At 76.8% G+C, this 600-nt stretch carries 1 protein-coding gene; it reads right to left on the bottom strand.

Going from position 1 to position 600, the window contains the following annotated elements; translation table 11 throughout:
• On the bottom strand, positions 1-600 hold a 600-nt coding region (locus TR46_RS44310; protein ID WP_304941286.1), incomplete at both ends, for a lipid II flippase MurJ.

The following is a 600-nucleotide window of genomic DNA, read 5'->3' as shown; positions in this document are numbered from 1 at the left end:
GAGCAGGGCCAGGGGGCTCAGGACGAGGGCGGGGGAGGCGGGGGCCGTCCGCGGCTTCGGCCCCGGGCCGGAGTCGGACCGGGGCCCGGGCCCGGGCCCGGGCCGACGGAGGGTCAGCCGGGCGCAGTGGCGGGTGAAGGGGGGCAGCAGGACGGTGGTCATCAGGACGCTGCCGAGGGCCACACCGGCTGCGGCGGCGCGGACGCCCAGGGGGGCGTGCAGCAGCAGCATGACCAGCAGGATGCCGGTGTTGTAGGCGATGTAGACGGCGCCGGGTGCGGTGAACCTGCGGTGGGCGCGGAGGCCGGCGCTGAGGTAGCCGGTGAGGCCGAACGGGAGGATGGTCAGGGCGGTGAGGCGGGTGCAGGTCACTGCGAGCGCCGGGTCGGCGAGGCCTGGGGCGAGGAGGGTCACCAGGTAGGGGGCGCCGAGGACGGTTGCTGCGGAGACTGCTGCGAGGAGGAGGGAGAGTGGGGGGAGGGTGGCGGCGATGAGGTCGGAGACGGCGGGGACCGCGGTGCTGTCGGGTGGGGCGGTGCGGGTTGTGGGGGGCTGGTCGCGCAGTTCCCCGCGCCCCTTTCGCGGCTGCCGGGGCCGGCG

The sequence above is a fragment of the Streptacidiphilus carbonis genome (assembly GCF_000787775.1).
GTDB lineage: Bacteria > Actinomycetota > Actinomycetes > Streptomycetales > Streptomycetaceae > Streptacidiphilus > Streptacidiphilus carbonis.
This window is presented reverse-complemented; position numbering and strand designations above follow the sequence as displayed.